This window comes from Streptomyces sp. NPDC002520 (genome assembly GCF_053595235.1).
Map to the genome: position 1 here is coordinate 26,365 of NZ_JBSFXG010000014.1, position 22,460 is coordinate 48,824.

A 22,460-nucleotide genomic window follows, 5' to 3' on the forward strand; every position below is an offset into this window, starting at 1 on the left:
TGACCTTCACCACCGCGACGGGTCTACCCGGACGCGTGTCCCGGCTCTCCTGGCGGGCAAGATCTGCTGCGCTGTACACGCGACGCGTGGCCGCAGCGTCGCACCGCCCCCGTGCAGTACCACAGCCGTGGTACTCGACGCCACTCTAGTCACTTCCTGTGGTCCTTCCAACTGCAAAGAGGGCACAGGGGAGTTCCGTCGGCCACTACCGTGACAAGTACGGTGGCCGCCACAGCATTCACACGGCAGGAAGGGGTCTCTGCGGCATGACGGAGACGGCTGAGGAGATCAAGGCGCGCAAGGAGCGCGAGCGCGACGAGTTGTATGCCCTCGACATCGCGGACGTTGAGTGGCACTGCGCTCCCGGCACCGAGGAGCACGACGAGCGTGTCGAAATCGCCTACCTTCCCGAAGGTGCGGTGGCCATGCGCTCGTCCCTCGACCATGAGACCGTGCTGCGGTACACGGCTGCCGAATGGCGGGCCTTCGTACTCGGTGCCCGGGACGGTGAGTTCGATCTGAAGCCGATGGCACACAACGGGGGCCTGACGGCTGCCGCGACTGCGGAGGATGAAGCGTCCGACATGTGAGGCCTAGGCCAGTGGGGGCAGGCGCGCACGTGTTCCCGCCCCCACGGTGACGTGTCAGTGCTTCAACCCCTGTCCGTGCGGACGTTCCAGCTGACCACTGCCGCGCGCTCGACCTCGAGGTCACGTGGACAAGGAGGTCGTCGCCGCTCATGGGTCCGCAACGCGGGCGGATTCGGTGGACATCAACGGAGGTGGGCCGAAGCTCACGCCGAAGGGGACTTCCGATGGCGACGACGGAGGTCTCGCGTGACGATGGCCGCACCGGCGATGATGGCCAGGAGGACCACCGTGATACCGAGGGCGTAGGTGGCGTATCGCTGGTTGCGCTGCTCAGGAGTCTCGGCCAGGGAGAACGCGGCCACATCCGGGACGGGCCCACTGGACATGCCGGGGTCGGGGGCCGGGGACGACGGCGGGTCTTCGACGTCCGAGTCCTGGACGGCACGGACCGGGTCGACCACGCCCCAGCCGACGTAGTTGTCGTGCCCGTTGATCGAGCGCTCTGCCGTCTGTTCGATCTGGGTGACGATCTGGGCGGTGGTCCAGTCCCCGTGCTTCTCCTTGAGGAGTGCCGCGACGCCCGCCACGAACGGCGCGGAGAAGCTCGTTCCGTCGTCCGTGCACTGGCCGCCGGCGGGGACGGTGGACACGATGTCCACGCCGGGGGCCGCCACCCCGACGAAGGAGCCTGCCTGGGAGAACGGCGCGCGTTCGTTGTTGCGGTCCGACGAGGCCACGGCCAGGACGCCCTCGAAGGCGGCGGGGTAGGTGTTCTTGACCTTGCCGTCAAGGCCGTCGTTGCCTGCGGAGGCGACCACGACGATCTTCTGGGCGATCGCCTTGCGTACGGCCTCGGCAAGAGCGGACGTGGCCGAAAGAGGCTTGGTGGTGTCCTGGGAGATGTTGATGACGTCGGCGCCCCTGCTCACGGCGTAGGTGATCGCCTGAGCCATGGTGTCCGAGTCTCCGCTGTTGTTGGCGTCGTTCTGCCGGATGGGGATGATCGTGGCGTTCGGAGCGAGGCCCACGAAGCCCGTTCCCTTGCGTGGGCGGGCAGCGATGATGCCGGCGACCTTCGTGCCGTGTCCGACCTGGTCGTTCGTAGGATCGCCGCCCTTGCCCTTGCTCAGGTAGTCGCGCCCCGAGGCCTTGTCGACGACCTGAGTGAGCTGCGGGTTCTTGTCGTCCACTCCGGTGTCGATGACCGCGACCCGCACTCCCTTGCCCTTGTTGGTTCCCTGCCACAACTCGTCCAGCAGGACACGCTGCAGGGACCAGGGCGTGCCCTTGATCTGTTTGGCGGGGAAGGTGCATTCGCCACTGCCGTCGAGGTGGAGGACGGGTGCGGGTGGGGCGGTGCCGAGGGTGGTGAGCAGTACGGCGGCGGTCAGCAGGGTGGCCTTCGTCGGCAGCACGCGTGCGGCGCTCCTCTTCGTCATGTCCGTGGAAAGAGGCGCGTCACGAACCCTGCGGCTGCCGCGCACCGTTGGTGTCGAGCCGGGGGCCCTTGGCCAGGAGCTCGGACCACACCGCCGGAACCTTGGCAGGCCTGACGTCCCGGTATCCGAGCTTGACCTGGGCCTCGCTGGGTTCGGGGCTGCCGTCGGAGGTCTTCTTCCCGCCCGCGCCGATGTTCGACTTGCGGCTGTCGCTGTCCCCGTTCGCCTGGACGGCGTACCGCAGGCCCGTGTCGGTGACAAGGAAGAGCGTTCCGGCGCCCGTCTCGGTGCCCTGGACCTGGGTGTAGAGCAGCCCTGTTCCTGGCGTCACGTAGGTGCTGGTGCCGTCTGCGGTGATCTCGGCCGGATAGTCGCTGCCGGCCCAGGTGCTCAGCGTCGGGGCGTTGGCGCCGTCGCCACCGCCACCATGCAGCACGCTGCACACGGTGTCGCGAGAGGACCTGGCGTCGGCCTCGTTGACCTGCCGGGCACGCTGCTGGGGCCACTTGGCCGGCTGCCCGGCGAAGGTCTCGGGATCGGCGGTGAAGTCCTGCAGGCCGACCGTGCGGGCCTCGCCGTTCATGTTGAGGCCGGCGGTCTGCGGTGAGGAGATGAGCAGCCAGGCAGTGAACTCACTGATGGGCTGCACCTTGCCGGGCAGGACCACGTAGTACTTGGTGCCGTCGCCGGTCTCGGTCTGCAGGACCATGCCGATCCTGTCCTCCGTGGCAGACAGTTGCCCCGGTACGTGTGCTCGTGTGCCGACGCCCGAGGGCAACTGCGGGAACTCGATCGGATCACCCGGACGGAGGGTGGCAAGCCACTCCTTGGTGACGAGCTGGGGTTTGCGGGTGCCCACGAGGGCGTTCGTCAGCACGTCGGACTCGGTTCCGGTGATGGCGTACGAGGTTCCGCGCGCGTCAACGAGGAAGCGCGCCCCGGTGCGGGTCTTGACGTAGAGGACGTCTCCGGCAGAAAGGCGTCCGGAGTCTTCGGTCTTCGTCGCGTCGCGTTGGGCCAGGACAAAAGTGGCCTGCTGAACGGTCTCGCCTTTACCGCCGGGCTGTTCGCATACGGCCCACCGCTTGGGCTTCCCCGCCTCTTCGGGCGAGGGCAGCCGGTCGGGGGCGTAGGGAATGCCGAGGATGGGACCGCGCGGCGGTTTGCCGGAGTCGAGAATCTTGTCGCTCACCTGAATGACCTGGTAATCGGCGTCGTTCATCAGCAGGCGGGCGGAGGCGAGATTGAGGACTGGGTGAAGGCGGGTGGTCTTGCCCGTCTTGAGCACGACGTAACGGGTCGTCGACTGCTTTCCGACGATCACGCGCGTCCCCGGCTTGTCCCAGCCTGTGGGCGCGGTTGGCTGGAACATGCCCCATGCGCCGAACACGGCCAGTGTCATGGCTCCGGCTACCAGGCTGGGCACGACCGCCCGCAGCGGCTTGGGCGCCCCTTCTTCCGAACCAGACTGTGATGGCTGGATGAAGGCGGCAAGGGTGCGCCTCTTCGCGAACGTGTAAGCGTTGAGTTCGTCCCGCTGTGATGCCATTGGTGCCCGCTTCTCCCCGTCCTCGCGTCGGCGGGTGGCTGCCCCGCGCCGCGATGTCAGACCGGCCCCCTACTATGCATGGTGTCCGTGGGGGCTGGTGGAGCGGGTAGGGTACCGGGGCCTTGGAGTGGCTCAAGTGCGATGCGCGGACCAGCGAGTTGTGAGCGAAGCGGGGGGAAATTGTGATGGCTTCCGGTACGCGGGCGCGATCGCGTGGCCGGGCGAGGGGCGAGGCCTCTCGTACGGTCTCCCCCGGGGCGGCCACGGGGGCCGACGGGGCCGCTCGTCAGGCGCCCGGTGGTGGTACGCCGCATGTCAGGACGTCGCCGGGGCAGGGTGGTTCGTTCCGGTTGCAACGACTCGTGCTGCTGGAACTGGCGGCCGCTGTGCTGGTCGTCGGGTGGGTGATCGCTCCTTGGGCGATGGTCGCCGCGGTGCCGGTCGCGGTGGGGCTCGTGCTGCTCGCGGTGGTGCGTCGCCGAGGGCGGTCGCTGCCCGAGTGGGTGGCTACGGCGAGGCAGTTGAAGGCGCGTCAACGGCGGGCCGCGGGCACCCTCATTCCGCCCGGCACGGAGCCGGCGCTGGTGCCCGCGCTCGAGTGCGAGCCCGCGCTGCGGACCTACTCGTACGGGGCACGGGACCGGCGGCCTGTCGGGATGGCGGGGGACGGGACCTTTCTGACCGCCGTGCTCCAGGTGGAGGCCGACGCGACCGCGCTGCGGGCCGAGCGGGGCCGGCAGCCGCTGCCGTTGGCACTGGTGCGGGACGCGCTCGAGGTGGACGGGATACGGCTGGAGTCGGCGCAGGTCGTGCTGCACACGCAGCCCGCGCCGGCGCTGCACCTGCCGCAGCAGTCCGTCGCCGTCTCCAACTACGTGCCGCTCCAGCAGCAGACGGGCGCCCCGGCGGTGCGTATCACCTGGATCGCGCTGAAACTCGATCCGGAACTGTGCGCGGAGGCCGTCGCCGCGCGCGGGGGCGGGCTGCCGGGGGCGCAGAAGTGCGTGGTGCGGATCGCGGACCATCTCGCGAGCCGGCTGACCGGCGCGGGCTTCAGGGCCACCGTGCTGGACGAGGAGGAGCTGATCGCCGCGCTCGCCACCTCCGCCTGCGCCAATCCCCTGGTCACCGCCGAGGCGGGGCGCGCCGAGACGCGGGAGCGGCGTACGGAGGAGTCCGGGCGCAGCTGGCGTTGCGACAACCGGCGGCACACGACGTACTGGGTCAGACGCTGGCCTCAGCTGGGCGGCACCCGGGGCGAGTCGCTGCCCCAGTTCATCGCCCGGGTCACCGCGATCCCGGCGCTGGCCACCACCTTCAGCCTCACTCTCGCGCGCGGCGAGCGCCAGGAGGTGTCGCTGTGTGGGCATCTTCGGGTGACCGGACGCAGTGACGACGAACTGGTCGCGGCCCGGCGCGCGCTGGAGGGTGCGGCCCGGCAGGCCGGTGCCGGACTGGCCCGGCTGGACCGTGAGCAACTGCCCGGCATGCTGGCCACGTTGCCTCTGGGAGGTGCGCGGTGACGATTCCGACGACGACAGCGGTCCCCGCCGGACCGGGCGCGGGCGGCCCGGAGGCGCCGGGTTCGTCCCGGCTGCGGCGGGCCGGTGAGCGGGTGCGGAACGGGCTCGGACTGATCGGGCCCCGGCACGGACGGCACTCGCTGCCCGCGGGGCAACTGGACGCACTCGCGCTGCCCATCGGGGACGACGGCGTGGTAGCCGGCGTGGACGCCGAGGGGCAGCCGGCCGTACTGGGCATCAACCGGCCCACTCCGTACGACGTCGTCCTGATCGGCGGTCTGTGGACCGCACAGGTGCTGGCGCTGCGGACGGCGGCGACGGGCGCGCGGGTGGCCGTGGAGACCGGCCGGCCGCAGGCCTGGATGCAGATGGTGCACGCCATGGGCGGCGGGCAGAACGGGCTCGCCGTGTACGACGTCGGGCGGGTGCCGCCCCAGGGCGCGTCGGCCGGTACGCCCGTGCTGGTGGTGCGGGACTGCGGCATGCGGCCGCCGCGCGGCCGGGTGGTGGGCGGACCGTGGCAGTCGGTGGTGACCCTGCTGCCGTATCTCAGTCCCGTCGCCCCCCGGCTGCTGCGCCAGGCGCGGCTCGCGGGCATCCAGCGGGTCTCGCCGGACGAGGCCGCGGAGCTGGGGCGCACGGTCGGGCTGTCCCGGACCGAGGTGGAGTCGCTGCCGACTCTGCCCGACGGCGTGACGCTGTGGTGCACGGACCGTGACCGGCAGTACGTGATGACCCAACCCACCGACGCCGAGATCGGATTGTTGGGGACCCCACGCCGGATGGATTGAACTGACCTTCCCTGTCCGGTTTATTCGCCGTGTGGGCCGTGCCTGTGCGTCGGAAATTCGCCCCTTGTCCACCGTTTGCTCCCCGATTGCCATGGTAGAGCTCGGGGTTGACGGGACGCGTACGGGCGCGGCGCGAGCCCGTGGCCGGGTGACGAGAGCCGGGCGGGCCTGCCGAGGGTTTGCTTCCGGTGATTAGGCTGGGAGTGGGCGCGATGCCAGAACCCGTGGACCGGGCGTCGTCCCCAGGGGGAGAACCGGTGGATCGGCCTGCCCCGAACCGACTACGGACGACTTGAACGAACACGACTTGGTCGCCCCGGCACGCCATCCGGGTGCTCGACCACACCAGGAGGAACTGTGAGCAGCGATCGGGACGGGATCCGCGGGGGCTGGGCCACACCCGACGATGACCAGCCCGACGCGGAGTCGGCCATCGAGACCACCGGCGAGTTCACCATCGACTACGCCCCGCCCGCCTGGTACACGCAGAACGCGTCCGGAGCGTCCGGGGCCACCGGGGCCGCGGGAGGTTCGCCCGCACCGGCCCCGGGCCCGACCGGGACGAGCGGTTCCGCCGGTACGGGTGACGGTCAGGGCGTTGCCGGTGGCCCGTACGGTCCCGGTGTGGTCGGCGGGCACGACGGCGCGCCGGTTCCGCCGTTCCCTCCGCCAGCCCCCGTGCCGGGTCCGACGCCGCCGCACACGGCGCCGGTGTCCGGTGCGCCGGCGACCGGTGTCCCGTTCCCCCCTCCGGCTCCGACTCCGCCCGCGCCTCCGACTCCGCCCGCGCCTCCGGCGCCGACGCCCGGCATGCCCTTCGCCGGGCAGGCCCCCGCGCCGGCTCCGGCCCCCGGTCCCGTGGCGCCGTACGCTCCGCCGGCGTCACCGGTCGGCAACCCCGTTCCGGTACCGAGGCTGCCGGACGGCTTCGAGCCGCAGCAGGGGCAGCAGCCGCCTCAGCCGTTCCCGCAGCAGGCGTCGGCGCCTTCCGCTCCGGTCGCCCCTGCCCTCGCCCCCGCCGCTCCCGTTCCCGCCCCTGTTCCCGAGGCCGAGACGAGCAACGGTGACTTGGAGAGCGGGGCGACCATGCGGTTCTCGGCCGTCGCCCTGAAGCGGGAGATCGCCGAGATCGCGGAGCGCGCCGCTGCGGAGCTGCGGGCCACCGAGCCCGCGAGCGAGGGCTCCAGGGAGGGTGTCGGTTCGGCGGAGAAGGACGACAAGGGCGACGAGGGCGACAAGGGGTTCATCGTCGGTGCCCCGGTAGCTGAGACCGAGGCCGAGACGGATGCCGAGGCGGTGGCCTCGTCGTCGGTGGCTTCTTCGTCCATCGACTCCGCTGCGACCGGCTCCACGCCGAGCGCCGAGAAGGACGAGTTCGCGAAGGGGCGTACCGAGGACGCCGGTGGCGAGAGCGACGCGGACGAGGGTGCCGAGGTGACCGGCGCCGATGCCGAGGCGTCCTCCACGTCCGCCGAGGAGCAGGCTGAGGCCGAGGGGGACGACTCCCCCGAGCCCTCGGATGCCACTGCGTCCGAGGACGGCGCCTCCTCCCAGGAGGGCCCCTCGTTCCAGGCCGGCACGACCACCGCTGGGGCCGGCTCCGACTCGGCGGAGTCGGGCGCCGCGGAGTCCACGGACGCCGTTTCGCCGGAACCGCAGGACGCGGCCCCCGCGCCCACCTCCGCTCCCCAGGACGCCGTCCCACAGGATGCCGTCCCACAGGATGCCGTCCCGCAGGATGCCGTCCCGCAGGACGCGGTACCCCGGGACGCCGCTCCGCAGGACGCCGTCCCGGCTGCCCCTGCCGCGCCCCAGGGCGTTCCGGCCCCCTGGTCTCCCCCGCCCGTGCCGCAGGACGGGATGCCCCCGCTGCCGCCGACGTACCAGCCCGCCGCCCCGGCCCCGGCCGCCCAGTGGCCCGCGCAGCCCGCGCCGCCCGCGCAGCCCGCGCCGCACCAGCCGGGCCCGGTACCCGGTCAGCCGCAGCCCGCGGCGGCACAGGGGCCGGCAGGCGTGCCCGGACAGCCGGCGCCGTTCCAGCCCCATCCGCAGCAGCCCGCGCCGGCCGCCTCCTGGAACCAGCCCGGCCAACCCGGCCAACCCGGCCAGCCCTACTCTCCCGGCACCCCCGTGCCCCCCGCGGCCGACCAGCCTGGAGCACCCGCACCGGCCCCTGCCCCGTTCCCGTCCCCCTGGCCGGCACAGCAGCAGCCCCCCACCGGCCCCACGCCGCCGAGCGGTTACGGCTTCCCTCAGCCCCCCGCCCCCCAGCCGGCCCCGGGCGACCCCAACGCGCAGGCCGGTTACGGCTTCCCGCCGCCCGGCGCCCCCAACCCCCAGGGACAGCCCGGCGGTTACGGATTCCCGCAGCCCCCGGCACCCCAGCCGATCCCGGGCGATCCCAACGCGCAGGCGGGCTACGGCTTCCCGCCGCCCGGCGCCCCCAACCCCCAGGCTCAGCCCGGCGGTTACGGATTCCCGCAGCCGGGCCAGCAGCCGCTGCCTCCGCAGAGCCCCGAGGCCGCCGCGCAGGCCGCCGCCCAGGCGGCCGCCGCTCAGGGCCAGCAGGGTCCGCAGCCGAACGTCGACCCGCGCCTCGGTGCCGCGTGGCCGCAGCCGATGCAGCACGACCAGCGGCAGATGACCAACCCGGGGGCGGCGCCGCTCGGTTACACCGCGGCCGTGGAGCTGTCCTCGGACCGGCTGCTCAACAACAAGAAGCAGAAGGCGAAGAGTGGTCGGCCCACCGCCGCACCGTCCCGGTTCAAGCTGGGCGGGAAGAAGGAGGAGGCCGAGCGGCAGCGGAAGCTGGAGCTGATCCGCACGCCGGTGCTCTCCTGCTACCGGATCGCGGTGATCAGCCTCAAGGGCGGTGTCGGCAAGACGACCACCACCACCGCGCTCGGCTCCACCCTCGCCATCGAACGGCAGGACAAGATCCTCGCCATCGACGCGAACCCGGACGCCGGCACGCTCGGCCGCCGGGTGCGCCGCGAGACCGGGGCGACCATCCGTGACCTGGTCCAGGCGATCCCGTACCTGAACTCGTACATGGACATCCGGCGCTTCACGTCCCAGGCGCCCTCCGGTCTGGAGATCATCGCCAACGACGTCGACCCGGCCGTCTCGACCACGTTCAACGACGAGGACTACCGGCGCGCCATCGAGGTGCTCGGCAACCAGTACCCGGTCATCCTGACCGACTCGGGCACCGGTCTGCTGTACAGCGCGATGCGCGGGGTGCTGGACCTCGCCGACCAGCTCATCATCATCTCCACGCCGTCGGTGGACGGCGCGAGCAGCGCCAGTACGACGCTGGACTGGCTGTCCGCGCACGGGTACGCCGACCTCGTCTCCCGGTCGATCACCGTCATCTCCGGGGTCCGCGAGACCGGCAAGATGATCAAGGTCGAGGACATCGTGTCGCACTTCGAGACGCGTTGCCGGGGCGTGGTCGTGGTGCCGTTCGACGAGCACCTGTCAGCCGGCGCCGAGGTCGACCTCGACATGATGCGGCCGAAGGTGCGGGAGGCCTACTTCAACCTCGCCGCGATGGTCGCCGAGGACTTCGTACGGCACCAGCAGATGCACGGGCTGTGGACCAGCGACGGCAACCCCCCGCCGGTGGCCGCCCCGCCGATGCCGGGACAGCCCATGCCCGGTCAGCCCATGCCGGGACAGCCTTACCCGCAGACCGGCCCCGGTCAGCCCATGCCCGGTCAGCCTTACCCGCAGGCCGCCCCCGGTCAGCCCATGCCCGGTCAGCCCATGCCTGGACAGCCCTACCCGCAGGCCGCTCCCGAACAGCAGCAGCCGTACCCGCCGCAGCCCGAACAGCAGCAGCCCTACCCGCCGCAGCCCGGATACCCGCAGCCGGGATACCCGCAGCCCGGACAGCCGCAGGGGCAGCCTCCGCAGGGCCGGCCGCCGCAGTAGGCGGCGGGCGGCAGGAGGACGACGGTACGACGAAGGGCGGCCGGTGCTCACCGCACCGGCCGCCCTTCGCGTTCAGCTGTTCGTGTCCGCAGACGTCCGCGTCCCCGGGCGTACGCCCCGGGCGAGGGCCGGGAGCTACGCCTCCGCCGCCACGATCTGGCGGCACCGCTCCACGTCCTCGGCCATCTGCTCCAGCAGGGCCTCCAGCGAGTCGAACTTCGCCTGGCCGCGTACGTACGCCAGGAAGTCGACGGCGACGTGCAGGCCGTACAGGTCCAGGCCGACGCGGTCGATGGCGTACGCCTCCACCGTGCGCTCGGTGCCGTCGAACTGCGGGTTCGTGCCCACGGAGATCGCGGCCGGCATGGCCTCGCCCTCGACGTGCAGGTAGCCGGCGTAGACGCCGTCGGCGGGGACGCAGGTGTGCGGCAGGGTCTCGACGTTCGCCGTGGGGAAGCCCATCTCGCGGCCGCGCTGGGCGCCGCGCACGACGATGCCCTCGACGCGGTGCGGGCGGCCCAGGATCTCCCGGGCGCCGAGCACGTCGCCCTCGGCGACGAGGCGGCGGGTCAGGGTGGAGGAGAACGGCTGCCCGCCGCCCGCGTCTCCGGTGACGTACAGGTCGACGACCTCGACCTCGAAGTCGTAGACCTTGCCCTGCTCGGCGAGGAACTCCACGTTGCCGGCCGCGCGGTGGCCGAAGCGGAAGTTCGGGCCCTCGACGACGGCCTTGGCGTGCAGCTTGTCCACCAGCACCTTGACCACGAAGTCGGCCGGCGACAGCTTCGAGAACTCGGAGGTGAAGGGGAGGACGAGCACCGCGTCGACGCCCAGCTCCGCCATCAGCTCGGCCCGGCGGTGGTGCGGGGCCAGCAGCGGGGGGTGGCTGCCGGGGCGCACGACCTCGCTGGGGTGCGGGTCGAAGGTGACCACGACGGTCGGTACGCCCAGCTGGCGGGCGCGGTCGACGGCATGCCTGATGATCAGCTGGTGGCCTCGGTGGACGCCGTCGTAGGAACCGATGGTGACGACACTGCGCCCCCAGTCCTGCGGGATGTCCTCCAAGCCACGCCAGCGCTGCACTGTGACCGCTCCTCGAACCTGTGTCCGTGTCTACCGTTGACCTCTTGTGCAGGTCCAAGGGTGCCATGCCGGGCGCCGTCGGCCCGCATCGGCATGGTGGCTGTGACCGGGCGCACGTTCTGGACGGCATTCCCCGGGTTCCTCCGAGCCCCACCGAGCCACCGGCCTCGTGGCCATGGCGGTTCTTCCTCCCTCGGGTTTGTGTGGCTTTGTGATGTGACGTCGGGACAAACCCCGGCACGTCCCCGAGTGAGTCGAACCCACCGTCGGGGTTCACGCCGAAAGTGCCTGCTCACCGCAGTCGCTGTCCAGCACACAGGCAGCGGCCAATTCGTCCAGGGACACCTCCAGCGCCGCGGCCAGAGCCGCCACGGTGAAGAACGCCGGAGTCGGCGCCCGGCCGGTCTCGATCTTGCGCAGCGTCTCCGCCGACACCCCCGCCGCCGCGGCGACCTCCGCCATGCTGCGGTCGCCGCGCGCACGACGCAGCAGAGCGCCGAACCGTTCGCCGCGCTGCCGTTCCGACGGAGTCAAAGGAGTTCTCACCATGCCCGTGATACTAATACCGGTATAAGAATTGGTTGGCGTGCGTGAGACCTGGCGTGCGTGGGACCTCGCGTGCGTGAGACAAGGAGTCGCAGGACATGGTGGAGATCAAGACCGACGCGTCGCTGGACGCGATGCGAGAAGCCGGGCGCGTCGTGGCGAACGCCTTGGCCGCTGCCCGGGAAGCGGCAGGTGTCGGGGTGTCCCTGCAGGAACTGGACGAAGCGGCCCGCACCGTCCTCGGCAAGGCCGGGGCCCGCTCGCCCTTCCTCGGTTACCGGCCCTCCTTCGCCCCCACCCCCTTCCCCGCGGTGATCTGCACCTCGGTCAACGACGCCGTGGTCCACGGCATCCCGACCGGCTACCGCCTGCGCGACGGCGACCTGGTCAGCGTCGACTGCGGCGCGGAGCTCGACGGCTGGACCGGCGACGCCGCCATCAGCTTCATCGTCGGCACCCCCCGGCCCGCCGACGTGGAGCTGATCAACGCCACCCAGCGCGCTCTCGATGCCGGGATCGCCGCGGCCGCCCCCGGAAACCGCATCGGCGACATCTCCCATGCCATCGGCACGGTCGCCCAGTCGGCGCGTTGCGGCATGCCCGCCGACTTCGGCGGGCACGGCATCGGCCGCCGCATGCACGAAGACCCCCACGTCCCCAACCGGGGACGCCCCCACCGCGGCTTCCCGCTCCGCCACGGTCTGACCCTCGCGATCGAACCGATGCTCATGGCCGGCGGGCGCGACGAATACCGCACCGGCACCGACGGCTGGACTCTGCTCACCACCGACGGCAGCCGGGCAGCCCACATAGAGCACACCGTCGCCATCACCGAGGACGGACCCCGCATTCTGACCCTGCCCTGAACAGGACGGCGAACCGCGCGTTCACGAGAACCCGCGGGACCGGGACCGGGACCGGCGACCGGGACCGGCGACCGAGACCGGCGACCGATACGCCAGACCAGGTGGCTTCAGGTACTCGTGTGATCAGCGCATCGCCATGTCCTACTCGTCCGGCGCAGCACCGCGACTGTCCGCGCCGGGCGCACGACGACCGCTCACGCCGGTACACGGAGTCCCGCGAGGTTCTCGATCATGCGGCGGGTGCTGGGGCCCACGACGGCGGCCCAGTCGTCCGGGGTGTCGGTCAGCCAGCGGGCCACCCGTGCGGCGAACCCGGGGACGTGGCGGGCCAGGTCGACCAGGCCCCGGTCGAAGCGGGTGGCGCCGTCGGGCGTGCGGACGAGGAGCAGGCCGGTGCGGTGCACGAGCCCGCGGACCTCGTCGTCCCGAAGGGACTCCCCGCCGGGTTCCCTGCGCCCGCTCCGACCGTCTCCACGGCGGCCACTGTCCGTGCCGGCAACACCCCGGTGCTCGGGCACGGACCCTCCGTCGGCATCCCTGTCCTCGCCCGAACCCGCCTGCTGGACGGCGGTACGCAGCACCGCGATCAGGACCACGGGGTCCCTCTCCTGGGTGAGCAGTAGCTCCCGCAGCTCACGGCGCAGGGGGTGGGAGGCGGGGGAACCGGAGGCGCCGAGCACGGTGGCGAGAGCCGCGCGGACCTGTCCGGAGCCGCCGTCGAGGAGGCCGGTGACAAGGGGCAGCACCACGGGGCGTGCGGTGGGGCCAGGGCCGAGGAGCCGGTCGACGTACGCGGCCACGTGTCCCGCGGTCTCGGGCCGGAGCGCGACGGTCTCCCGCACGAGGGCGGTGACCCGGCGGGCGAGCGCCGGGGTGGTGACGTCGGCGAGCGCCCGCAGCGTGTCTGTCGGGTCGAGGCGGCCGCTCAGGCGGGTGCGGAAGGCGTCCAGGACCGGTGCCGAGTGGGTGGTCAGGGCCGGGACCAGGGCGTCCGGCGGGACCTGTGGATCGCCGTCGGCGAAGCGGCGCAGTGCCTCGGTCAGGTACTGGGCGCGCGTGTCCGGGTCGCGGACCAGGAGGGCGAGGGCACCGCCGTGCAGGGTGCAGTCGGCCGGGCGGGCTAGCACGGCCTGCGCGGCGTAGCGCAGCAGCGCGCGGTCGGCCGTCGAGCGGACGTGCGGAGCGGCACGCAGCCCGAAGGCGACGGCCGCCACGCGGCGGGCGGGGCGCTCGTCGTGCGCCCAGCGGTCGACCGCCCGGCACACGGCCGAGGGCTCGTCCTCGGCGAGCACGGCGAGCAGTTCGTCGGCCCTGCGGTGGGCGCTGTCCACCAGCACCTCGGCGAGGTCGTCCAGGGCCCCGCGCCGGTGCGTGTGCAGCAGCGCCTGCGCGGCGGTCGCCACGGTGGCGTGCGGAGTCGCGGGCAACGGCCGCTCGTCCTCGAACCAGCGCGCGAGCTGCGGCTGTACGGCCGCGGGACCGGCGCCCAGCAGCCGGGCGACGGCATCGAGATACCGTTCACCCCCGAGTTCGACGGCCCGGCGTCCGTCACCCACGGGTTCGACAGCCCAGCCGGCTCGGCCCAGTTCGCCCACCGGCTCGGCACCCCGGCCCACACCGCCCCGCTCACCACCCACCCAGGTTCCCCGGCCGGCACGACCTCCTTCGCCGCCCCCGGTCATCACCGCGCTGGCGCGCCTGCCGTCACCCTCGGGCCCTCCGGTGGCCGCCCCGGCTCCCTCCCCCGGCCCCATCGGCGCCTCGTCCGCCAGGATCAGGCGTTGCAGCAGGTCGAAGCGTTCGGTGACCGGGAGGGGCACCGTGGTCCAGAAGGCGGGGGCGAAGTCGGGCGGTACGGGGCGGCCGGTGCGACGCCAGGTGACGACGCGGTCGGCCAGGAGGCGCAGCACCTCGCGGTACGGCGTCGCGTCAGGCACCTCGAGCAGAGTCCGGGAAAGTAGGCGGGCGGCCCACCAGGAGGCGGGGTCCAGTTCCAACGCGTCGGCCAACTCACGCAGCCGGAAGGAAAGTTGACGGGTTCCGGACTCACGGCCGAGGAGGAGCAGGGACTGGACCACCGGACCCACGCGATGGTGCGGTACGGGCAGCGGGTGCGCTCGTTCCGGGGTGCGCGGGTGATGGACCAGGGCGTGCAGCGCCTCGTCCAGGTCAAGGTGCATGCCCTGGATCCAGTCGGCCAGTTCCTCGTGCGCGAAGCGGTAGCCGCCGCCCGCCGGGACCAGGAGCCCTTCGGCGAGGACGGCCGACGCCCAGCCGGCGCCACCGCCGAGCCGGGCCGGCGCGGGCCCCCACGGGAACACCGCCTCGAAGGACTCCCGGTCCAGCGAGCCCTGTCCGGGGCCGAGGCTGCGTCGGGCGGCCTCGTGCACCTGCCCGGCCACCCGGGCCGCCAGCCGCCGTACGGCCGTGCCGCGCAGCCCGTCGGCGGCGGCGAGACGGACCGCGACGCGCAGGCACATCAGGTCGAGGTGGGCGGCGAAGACGTCGTGCCGGTCCAGGGCTCGGACCGCCGGGGCGTCCGGGAGGGCCGAGCGGACCTCGGAGAGGAGGCGCAGGGTGAGCGGGTGCCGGGCATCGCACTCGGTGAGCATGCCGTCCGGGATGCCGTAACGGGAGCGGGCCCGCCCGGCCTCCTCAGGGGTGAGGTCGGTCAGCCGTACGCGGGGCGGGAACGGGGTGGCGTCGTCCGCGGGGGTGTGGAGGAGGTCCGCGGGGAACTCGGCACCGACGCGCTCCCAGTACTCCTCCCGGCAGGCCACCACCAACTGCGCCCCGGTCCTCCGCAGCCACTCGGCAGTCCCCTCTGTCCACGCGGGCAGCCGGTGGGCGAGGTCGGGCGGCATCTCCTCGGGGCCGTCGAGGAGAAGCAGAAGGGGGCGTCCCGCGCGTCCGGCGAGACGGGCCACACACTCGGGCGTGAGGTCGCCGAGGTCTCCGAGGTCTCCGAGGTCTGCGGGAACGGCAGGACTGACAGAACCGGCGGGGCCGGCAGGGTCGGCAGGGTCGGCAGGACCAGCAGGATCCTCGCCACCCGCACCACCCGCACCACCCGCACCACCCGCACCACCCGAACCACCTGCGGAGCGAGACGCCGCCACGATCCGCGCCGCTCGGTCGAGCGCCCGGTGGGCCGCGTCGGCCACGGAGTTGTCGGCGTCCCGCAGATCCGCGCCGCTCAGCCACAGCGTGGGGGCCGGTCGTTCGCCCCAGCTGCGGCGGGCGGCGAGGGCCACGAGTTCGGTCGTACGACCGCTGCCGGGGGCGCCGACGAGACCGAGCACGGAGCGGGAACCATCGGCGAAGATCGTCAACTCCCGTGCGGTGACGACACGTTCGACCGGCGCCACGGCCACGCCGCCGCCTCCGTCTCCGTCTCCGGGGTCCGCACCGTCGGTCCGGTCGGCGTGAGTGGCGAGGGCGCCCGGCGGGCCGTCCTGGGCCACGGAGGTGGCCGTCAGTTCCAGGACACCGGCGAGGTTGAGGTCGGCGCCGTAGGCGGGCACGGTGGCCTCGTTGCGGGCGAGCAGGTCGACGAGGGCGCGTTCGGCGACCGGGTACTCATCGCCGTCCTTGGCGGATGAGGGAGTCGGAGTGCGCAGCGGTACCGCGAAGCCCGCGTCCCGCCGGGCGGTGTACAGGGCGGTGCCGAGTACACCGAGCACCGCGCCGGTCCGCGCGTCCAGTACCGGTCCGCCGGCCGCGCCGCCGCCCAGCCGGAGCGCGTCCCGGCCCGCCGTACCGATCGCCAACTCCAGCGCGTCGTCGAGGAGATGGAAGCGGTCCATGGCGGTGTACGTCACCTGGGTGGCGGCCAGCACCCGCGCCTCGCGCCAGCAGCCCGCGGCGATCCTGACGTACGTACCGGCCTCGATCCGGTCCCGCACGGTCAGCGCGAGCGGCTCCACACCGAGCCCCTCGGTGCGGATCAGGGCCAGGCCGCGCGCGGGCAGTGGAACGACGGCCTCCGCCCCGACCACGCACGTGCGCTCCCCGGCCGCGTGCAGCACCACCCGGGCCAGGCCGTCGACGGCCTCGTGGCTGGTGAGGAGGGTGCCGTGATGGTCGGCGAGGAAGCCGAGGCCACGGGGGCGGCCGGCCAGGTCACGGATCTGGACGAGGGCGTCGGTACACATATCGTCAACGGCCCCGGCCCCGGCCCCGGCGCTGTCGCCGACGCCAGTCCCGACCCCAGGCCCAACCCCAACCCCGACCCCAACCCCGGCCCCGGCCCCAGGCCCAGGCCCAACCCCAACCCCGGTCCCGGCCCCAGCCCCGCCGGCTTTCTCCCCACCCGCAGCAGCACCCCACCTGCCGACGGCATGACGCGTAGCGCCCCTCGGTGTTCGGTGACCGCTTTCGGGCCGTCGGTCTCGTCCCGTCATGGCCGCACCTCCCCGCCCCTGCACCCGCGCCCTCCTCTTCGACGGTAGGTGCACGGTGATCAGCGGGACAGGGCCCGATGTGAAAGCGCCCCCCTCCGCTCCCCCGGTTCACTCCGAGCGCCTGCCCGGACGGGTGAATAGGTGGGGGCGTCCCGACACACCCTAGAGGTGGGGGAACCGAGGGGGGACCGTGGAGCGGCGGCAGTGGCAGTATCCCGTGGCCGCCGCTCCACGGACAGACAGCGTCTCGTGGCGACCGGTCCGGGTCCCGGTCAGCCGAAGACGGCGAGGCTCTTCGCCTTGCCCTTGTGTTCCTCGACGAGTACGAGGAAGCGGCCCTCGGCGTCGAACACCGCGACCGGGCCGGCGCCCGCGTACTCGTCGGGGATCTCCAGCCGCACGCCGTTGGTGAGCAGCCGGGCACGCTTGGCGTCCACGTCCCAGCGCGGGAACGCGGCCGCGGCCGCCTCGGCGATCGGCATCACGCTCAGGTCCTGCTGGAGCTGGTCGAGCGTCTTCGCGGAGTCCAGCTTGTACGGGCCGACACGCGTCCTGCGCAGCGCGGTGAGGTGGCCGCCGACACCGACGTCGGCGCCCAGGTCGCGGGCGAGGGCGCGGATGTAGGTGCCGGAGGAGCAGACCACCGAGACGACCAGGTCGAGCACCGGGGTGCCGTCCTCGGCGACGGCGTCCCGGACGTCGTACACCGTGAAGGAGGAGATGGTGACCGGCCGGGCGGGGATCTCGAAGTCCTCGCCCTCGCGGGCCCGCTTGTAGGACCGCACGCCGTCGATCTTGATGGCGCTGACCTTGGACGGGACCTGCATGATGTCGCCGGTCAGCTTGGCGATGCCGGCGTCGATCGCTTCCCGGGTCACCTTGGAGGCGTCGGTGGAGGAGGTGATGTCCCCTTCGGCGTCGTCCGTGAGCGTGTTCTGACCGAGGCGGACCGTGCCCAGGTACTCCTTCTCCGTGAGGGCGAGGTGCCCGAGGAGCTTGGTCGCCTTCTCGATGCCGAGCACGAGGACGCCGGTCGCCATGGGGTCGAGGGTGCCGGCGTGGCCGACGCGGCGGGTCCGGGCGATCCCGCGCATCTTGGCGACCACGTCGTGCGAAGTGAAGCCCGACGGCTTGTCGACGATGACGAGGCCGTCGGGCGGGGTGGGCTTGCTGGTCATTCGGCGGCGTCGTCCGTCTCGTCCTCGGAGCCCGGCTTCTTGTACGGGTCCGCCTCACCGGCGTACGCGGCGCCCGCGGACGCCTCCCGCACCGCCTCGTCGGACTGGCGGGCCCGGTCGAGGAGGTCCTCGATGGTCCGGGCGGTGTCCGGCAGGGCGTCCGCGACGAAGGTGAGGGTCGGCGTGAACTTCACACCGGCCGCGCGGCCGACCTCGGAGCGCAGGATGCCCTTGGCGCTCTCCAGGCCCGCGGCCGCGGCCTTCCGCTCCTCGTCGTCGCCGTAGACCGTGTAGAAGACGGTCGCCTCCCGCAGGTCACCCGTGACGCGGGTGTCCGTGATGGTGACGTGCGAGCCGAGCCGCGGGTCCTTGATCCCGCGCTGCAGCTTCTGGGCCACCACCTCTCGGATGAGGTCCGCCAGCCTTTTCGCCCGCGCGTTGTCGGCCACTGGTCCGTCTCCCGTTCTTTTTCTTCTTCTTGCGTTCTGTGGTCAGTCGTCGTCGTCGCCGTGGAAGCGCCGTCGTACGGACAGCAGTTCCACCTCGGGGCGGCCGGCGACCAGCCGTTCGCACCGGTCCAGTACGTCGGTGAGGTGTGCCGCGTCTCCGGAGACCGCCGCGAGGCCGATGATCGCCCGCCGATGGAGGTCCATGTGGTCCACCTCGGCCGCGCTCACCGCGTACTTCCGCTGGAGTTCGGCGACGATCGGGCGGACGACGGAGCGCTTCTCCTTCAGCGAGTGGACGTCGCCGAGGAGGAGGTCGAAGGACAGAGTCCCCACGTACATGTGTGTAGCCGGTTCACCCGCCGGTACGGGATCGGTGGCCCCGGGCCCGTGTGGGCCGGGGACACCAAGAACGGTACCGCGTACCTGTCGGTGCCTCGACAGGGTTTCGGCAGCGCCGCGAGGTGCGAAAAGGGCCGCTGGCCGGCGGGACCGAAGTCCCGCCGGCCAGCGTCACGCACCGTCGGGTGTCACACCCGCGGCTTCTCCCGCATCTCGTACGTCGCGATGACGTCGTCGACCTTGATGTCGTTGAAGTTGCCGAGGTTGATACCGCCCTCGAACCCTTCGCGGATCTCGGTGACGTCGTCCTTGAAGCGACGCAGGCCGTCGATGTTGAGGTTCTCCGCGACCACCTTGCCGTCGCGGATGAGGCGCGCCTTGGTGTTGCGCTTGACCTCGCCCGACCGGATGAGCACACCGGCGATGTTGCCCAGCTTGGACGACTTGAAGACCTCGCGGATCTCCGCCGTACCGAGCTCGACCTCTTCGTACTCCGGCTTGAGCATGCCCTTGAGGGCCGCCTCGATCTCCTCGATCGCCTGGTAGATGACCGAGTAGTACCGGACGTCCACGCCCTCGCGCTCGGCCATCTGCGCCGCGCGGCCGGCCGCGCGGACGTTGAAGCCGATCACGATGGCGTCGGAACCCATCGCCAGGTCGATGTCGGACTCCGTGACCGCACCGACGCCGCGGTGCAGGACGCGGATGTCGACCTCTTCGCCGACGTCCAGCTGGAGCAGCGAGGACTCGAGGGCCTCGACCGAACCGGAAGCGTCACCCTTGATGATCAGGTTCAGCTGCTGGACCTCGCCGGCCTTGAGCACCTTGTCCAGGTCCTCGAGCGAGACACGGCGCGTGCGCTTGGCGAAGGCCGCGTTCCGCTCGCGGGCGGCGCGCTTCTCGGCGATCTGACGGGCCGTACGGTCCTCGTCGACCACCAGGAAGTTGTCGCCCGCACCCGGGACGTTGGTCAGGCCCAGGACCTGGACCGGCGTCGACGGGCCGGCCTCGGCCACGTTGTTGCCGTTGTCGTCGAGCATCGCCCGGACGCGGCCGTACGCGTCGCCGACCACCATCGTGTCGCCGACCCGCAGCGTGCCTCGCTGGACGAGGACCGTCGCCACGGCACCGCGGCCGCGGTCGAGGCGGGACTCGATCGAGATGCCCTGCGCGTCCTGGTTCGGGTTGGCCCGCAGGTCGAGCGAGGCGTCGGCCGTGAGGACCACGGCCTCCAGCAGCGAGTCGATGTGCAGACCCTGCTTGGCGGAGATGTCGACGAACATCGTGTCGCCGCCGTACTCCTCGGCCACCAGGCCGTACTCGGTCAGCTGACCGCGCACCTTGGTCGGGTCGGCGCCCTCGACGTCGATCTTGTTGACCGCGACGACGATCGGGACGTCGGCCGCCTTCGCGTGGTTGAGCGCCTCGACCGTCTGCGGCATGACGCCGTCGTTGGCCGCGACGACCAGGATCGCGATGTCGGTCGACTTCGCACCACGGGCACGCATGGCGGTGAACGCCTCGTGACCCGGGGTGTCGATGAAGGTGATCTTGCGCTCTTCGTCGTTGACCTCGGTCGCGACCTGGTAGGCACCGATGTGCTGGGTGATGCCACCGGCCTCGCCCGCGATGACGTTCGTCTTGCGGATGGCGTCGAGCAGGCGGGTCTTACCGTGGTCGACGTGACCCATGACGGTGACGACCGGCGGACGGACCACCAGGTCCTCCTCGTCGCCCTCGTCCTCGCCGAACTCGATGTCGAAGGACTCGAGCAGCTCGCGGTCCTCCTCCTCGGGGCTGACGATCTGAATCGCGTAGTTCATCTCGCCGGCGAGGAGCTGCAGCGTCTCGTCGGAGACGGACTGCGTGGCCGTGACCATCTCGCCGAGGTTCATCATGACCGCGACGAGGGACGCCGGGTTGGCGTTGATCTTCTCCGCGAAGTCGGTGAGCGACGCGCCGCGGGAGAGACGGATGGTCTCGCCGTTGCCGCGCGGCAGCATCACGCCGCCGACGCTCGGGGCCTGCATGGCCTCGTACTCCTGGCGCCTCTGCCGCTTCGACTTGCGGCCACGACGCGCGGGACCACCGGGACGACCGAAGGCGCCCTGCGTGCCACCGCGGCCACCGGGACCGCCGGGACGGCCACCGAAGCCGGGACGGCCACCGCCGCCGGCACCGGGACCGCCGGGACGACCGGCGAAGCCGCCGCCGCCACCGGCACCGGGACCGCCGGGACGACCGGCGAAGCCGCCGCCGCCACCGCCGCCACCCGGACGACCGGCGAAGCCGCCACCGGGACGACCGCCGCCGCCACCGGGACGACCGCCGCCACCGGGACCGCGGCCGCCGGGGCCACCGCCACCGGGACGCGGGCCCGCAGCGGGACGCTGCGGCATCATGCCGGGGTTCGGACGCGGACCGGCCGGGCCGGGACGCGGGCCGCCCTGCGGGCGGGGCATGCCGCCGGGCGTCGGGCGCTGACCGCCCGCACCCTGCGGACGCGGACCGCCGCCCTGGGCACCGGGCGCCTGCGGACGGGGACCGCCGCCGGGAGCACCGGGACCGCCATGGCCGCCGCCAGGACGGGGTCCGCCCTGCGGGCGGGGCGCCTGCGGGCGCGCCATGCCGGTGGAGCCACCGGAGGTGAAGGGGTTGTTACCCGGACGCGGACCGGCCGGACGGGCGCCGGGACGCGGGGCCTGACCACCGGAGCGCGGAGCACCCTGGCCCGGACGGGCCTGGCCCTGACCGGGAGCGGCCGGACGGCCACCGGGCTTCGGAGCACCGGGACGGGCGCCGGGACGCGGACCCTGCGCGGCCGGAGCCTGCGGGGCCTGCGCGGCCGGAGCGGCCGGCGGGGCGGTGAACTCCGGGGCCGCCGGGGCCGGGCGCGGCGCGGGCTTGGGGCCCGGGACCGGACGCGACGCCGACGTGGGGGTCAGCGGGGCCGACGGAGTCGCGGGCGCCGCCGGAGCGGCGGGCTGCGGAGCCGTCGGGGGCTTGGGGGCCGCCGGCCTCGGAGCAGCCGGACGGGCCGCCTGCGCCGGAGAGGGCGCGGCGGGCTTGGGGGCCGCCTTGCGGGGGGCGGGCTTCCCGGTGGACTTGCCGGAGCCGCCGCCCTGGAAGGCGTCGGTCAGCTTACGTACTACGGGCGCTTCGATGGTCGAAGACGCCGAACGGACGAATTCACCGAGTTCCTGGAGCTTGGCCATGACGACCTTGCTCTCGACACCGAACTCCTTGGCGAGTTCGTAGACCCGGACCTTAGCCACTTCGCTCCTTTGAGGTCCGGGTGAAGCCGGACCGTCGCTAGTTCATGGGCGTACTCATCGCGTACTCATCGAGTGCTCATCGCAATCTCGACCTGCTTTCGACTCGCGAGGTACCAGGCCGTACGGAGTTGCGTACGGCACGTCTTACGGTGTTGCCTGCTCAGCAACTGTCGTCTGCTCGACGTACCGGCGCAACGCCTTTGTGTCGAGCGCTCCCGGGGCGCGCAGTGCCCTCGTGAACGCTCGGCGGCGCACCGCCTGGTCGAGACAGACCGGTGCCGGGTGTACATACGCACCCCGGCCGGGCAGCGTACCGCGAGGATCGGGGACGCACTCGTCCTCGATCTTCACGATCCGCAGTAGATCGTCCTTGGCCGCTCGCTCCCGGCACCCCACACAGGTGCGTTCAGGGCGTGCTCCGGCGTGCGTCCGGCCAGACACCGTTAAGTCTACCTCCCCGTACCGACCTCACCCGTCTGGGGCAATGATCGAA

At 72.5% G+C, this 22,460-nt stretch carries 15 protein-coding genes; 5 read left to right on the forward strand and 10 right to left on the reverse strand.

The window, feature by feature from the left end; translation table 11 throughout:
- Positions 1 to 266 precede the first annotated feature (266 nt).
- Positions 267 to 590 (forward strand): DUF397 domain-containing protein, encoded by a 324-nt coding sequence (locus ACWD5D_RS20780; RefSeq protein ID WP_451374201.1) that lies wholly within the window; start codon positions 267 to 269, stop codon positions 588 to 590.
- A 203-nt stretch (positions 591 to 793) separates the two neighbouring features.
- Here the strand turns inward: ACWD5D_RS20780 and mycP are convergent, their stop codons facing one another.
- Together mycP and eccB are read right to left on the reverse strand one after the other, a co-directional pair.
- Positions 794 to 2,029 carry a type VII secretion-associated serine protease mycosin gene (mycP, locus tag ACWD5D_RS20785; protein WP_451374202.1) on the reverse strand — a complete coding sequence of 412 codons (1,236 nt, stop codon included), beginning with the start codon at positions 2,027 to 2,029 and terminating at the stop codon, positions 794 to 796.
- A 19-nt stretch (positions 2,030 to 2,048) separates the two neighbouring features.
- Positions 2,049 to 3,578 (reverse strand): type VII secretion protein EccB, encoded by a 1,530-nt coding sequence (gene eccB / locus ACWD5D_RS20790; RefSeq protein ID WP_451374203.1) that lies wholly within the window; start codon positions 3,576 to 3,578, stop codon positions 2,049 to 2,051.
- A gap of 185 nt (positions 3,579 to 3,763) precedes the next feature.
- On the opposite strand from eccB, the gene eccE reads away from it, so the two are divergent.
- From eccE to ACWD5D_RS20805, 3 genes are all read left to right on the forward strand, one after another.
- Positions 3,764 to 5,101 (forward strand): type VII secretion protein EccE, encoded by a 1,338-nt coding sequence (eccE, locus tag ACWD5D_RS20795; RefSeq protein ID WP_451374204.1) that lies wholly within the window; start codon positions 3,764 to 3,766, stop codon positions 5,099 to 5,101.
- Positions 5,102 to 5,103: 2 nt separating this feature from the next.
- Positions 5,104 to 5,892 (forward strand): hypothetical protein, encoded by a 789-nt coding sequence (locus ACWD5D_RS20800; RefSeq protein WP_451374341.1) that lies wholly within the window; start codon positions 5,104 to 5,106, stop codon positions 5,890 to 5,892.
- Between the two features lie 357 nt (positions 5,893 to 6,249).
- Positions 6,250 to 9,828 carry an SCO5717 family growth-regulating ATPase gene (locus tag ACWD5D_RS20805; protein WP_451374205.1) on the forward strand — a complete coding sequence of 1,193 codons (3,579 nt, stop codon included), beginning with the start codon at positions 6,250 to 6,252 and terminating at the stop codon, positions 9,826 to 9,828.
- 135 nt (positions 9,829 to 9,963) lie between these two features.
- Here ACWD5D_RS20805 and ACWD5D_RS20810 read toward each other — a convergent pair whose 3' ends face one another.
- Together ACWD5D_RS20810 and ACWD5D_RS20815 are read right to left on the reverse strand one after the other, a co-directional pair.
- Complete coding sequence (locus tag ACWD5D_RS20810) at positions 9,964 to 10,911, reverse strand: bifunctional riboflavin kinase/FAD synthetase (protein ID WP_451374206.1); 948 nt, start codon at positions 10,909 to 10,911, stop codon at positions 9,964 to 9,966.
- Positions 10,912 to 11,184: 273 nt separating this feature from the next.
- Positions 11,185 to 11,460, reverse strand: a complete 276-nt coding sequence (locus ACWD5D_RS20815) for a helix-turn-helix domain-containing protein (protein ID WP_451374207.1) — start codon at positions 11,458 to 11,460, stop codon at positions 11,185 to 11,187.
- Between the two features lie 95 nt (positions 11,461 to 11,555).
- Between ACWD5D_RS20815 and map the strand changes: the two genes are divergently transcribed.
- Positions 11,556 to 12,323, forward strand: a complete 768-nt coding sequence (map, locus tag ACWD5D_RS20820) for a type I methionyl aminopeptidase (RefSeq protein ID WP_451374208.1) — start codon at positions 11,556 to 11,558, stop codon at positions 12,321 to 12,323.
- Between the two features lie 194 nt (positions 12,324 to 12,517).
- Here map and ACWD5D_RS20825 read toward each other — a convergent pair whose 3' ends face one another.
- From ACWD5D_RS20825 to ACWD5D_RS20850, 6 genes are all read right to left on the reverse strand, one after another.
- Entirely contained in the window at positions 12,518 to 16,477 is a 3,960-nt protein-coding gene (locus ACWD5D_RS20825) for a serine protease (RefSeq protein WP_451374209.1), read from the reverse strand.
- 521 nt (positions 16,478 to 16,998) lie between these two features.
- The gene (truB, locus tag ACWD5D_RS20830; RefSeq protein ID WP_451374210.1) at positions 16,999 to 17,904 is read right to left on the reverse strand and encodes a tRNA pseudouridine(55) synthase TruB; all 906 of its coding nucleotides are present in this window, start codon (positions 17,902 to 17,904) and stop codon (positions 16,999 to 17,001) included.
- A complete protein-coding gene (gene rbfA / locus ACWD5D_RS20835) occupies positions 17,901 to 18,353 on the reverse strand; it encodes a 30S ribosome-binding factor RbfA (RefSeq protein ID WP_451374211.1) in 453 nt (150 codons plus the stop codon). Before rbfA ends, truB begins: the two co-directional genes overlap by 4 nt.
- Before the next feature lie 42 nt (positions 18,354 to 18,395).
- The gene (locus tag ACWD5D_RS20840) at positions 18,396 to 18,692 is read right to left on the reverse strand and encodes a DUF503 domain-containing protein (RefSeq protein ID WP_451374212.1); all 297 of its coding nucleotides are present in this window, start codon (positions 18,690 to 18,692) and stop codon (positions 18,396 to 18,398) included.
- Between the two features lie 188 nt (positions 18,693 to 18,880).
- The gene (gene infB, locus ACWD5D_RS20845; RefSeq protein WP_451374213.1) at positions 18,881 to 21,967 is read right to left on the reverse strand and encodes a translation initiation factor IF-2; all 3,087 of its coding nucleotides are present in this window, start codon (positions 21,965 to 21,967) and stop codon (positions 18,881 to 18,883) included.
- Positions 21,968 to 22,111: 144 nt separating this feature from the next.
- Positions 22,112 to 22,408 (reverse strand): YlxR family protein, encoded by a 297-nt coding sequence (locus tag ACWD5D_RS20850; protein WP_451374214.1) that lies wholly within the window; start codon positions 22,406 to 22,408, stop codon positions 22,112 to 22,114.
- Positions 22,409 to 22,460 lie beyond the last annotated feature (52 nt).

Excerpts from the sequence above, each read along its gene's own strand:
- map (WP_451374208.1), top strand. The coding sequence starts at position 11,556 with ATGGTGGAGATCAAGACCGACGCGTCGCTGGACGCGATGCGAGAAGCC.
- ACWD5D_RS20815 (WP_451374207.1), bottom strand. The coding sequence starts at position 11,460 with ATGGTGAGAACTCCTTTGACTCCGTCGGAACGGCAGCGCGGCGAACGG.
- ACWD5D_RS20825 (WP_451374209.1), bottom strand. The coding sequence starts at position 16,477 with ATGTGTACCGACGCCCTCGTCCAGATCCGTGACCTGGCCGGCCGCCCC.
- mycP (WP_451374202.1), bottom strand. The coding sequence starts at position 2,029 with ATGACGAAGAGGAGCGCCGCACGCGTGCTGCCGACGAAGGCCACCCTG.
- eccB (WP_451374203.1), bottom strand. The coding sequence starts at position 3,578 with ATGGCATCACAGCGGGACGAACTCAACGCTTACACGTTCGCGAAGAGG.
- ACWD5D_RS20840 (WP_451374212.1), bottom strand. The coding sequence starts at position 18,692 with ATGTACGTGGGGACTCTGTCCTTCGACCTCCTCCTCGGCGACGTCCAC.
- truB (WP_451374210.1), bottom strand. The coding sequence starts at position 17,904 with ATGACCAGCAAGCCCACCCCGCCCGACGGCCTCGTCATCGTCGACAAG.
- eccE (WP_451374204.1), top strand. The coding sequence starts at position 3,764 with ATGGCTTCCGGTACGCGGGCGCGATCGCGTGGCCGGGCGAGGGGCGAG.
- ACWD5D_RS20780 (WP_451374201.1), top strand. The coding sequence starts at position 267 with ATGACGGAGACGGCTGAGGAGATCAAGGCGCGCAAGGAGCGCGAGCGC.